Consider the following 490-nt stretch of genomic DNA (forward strand, 5'->3'; position numbering starts at 1 on the left):
GTCCATGTCGGGCATGTGCAGATCCATCAGGATGATGTCGAACGCCTGATCGCGGGGGAGCGCGACGGCCGACGCGCCGTTCGTGGCGATGGTGGCGTGGTGGCCGAGCCTCTTCAACATCGCTTCACCGACCTCGCAATTGACGGGGTCGTCGTCGACCAGCAGCACGCGAAGCTGCCGCGATGGCGGCTGAACCGCGCCTTGCGCGATGTCGGTGGTGACGAGGCCAAGCGGTACCTCAAGCATGAAGGAGCTGCCCGTACCCGGCGTGCTCGCCACCGTCAGCTCGCCGCGCATCAGGCGGGTGAGGCGCCGCGCGATCGCCAGTCCAAGGCCGGTGCCGCCGAACCGCCGCGCGATACTGTCGTCAGCCTGGACGAAATCCTCGAAAATCCGCTCGTGCATGTCGGGCGCGATGCCGATGCCGGTATCGCGCACGGTGATGCGCAGCAGGACATGATCGTCATGTCTCTCGGCGGCCGCGCTCAAG

1 protein-coding gene is annotated in these 490 nt (G+C 66.9%); it reads right to left on the minus strand.

What is annotated here, in order from left to right:
* Positions 1-490 (minus strand): ATP-binding protein (locus IVB32_RS36160; protein WP_247412925.1); only part of this gene is annotated, 490 nt, incomplete at both ends.

It is taken from the genome of Bradyrhizobium sp. 23 (genome assembly GCF_023073295.1).
In the GTDB taxonomy this organism is placed as follows: domain Bacteria; phylum Pseudomonadota; class Alphaproteobacteria; order Rhizobiales; family Xanthobacteraceae; genus Bradyrhizobium; species Bradyrhizobium canariense_D.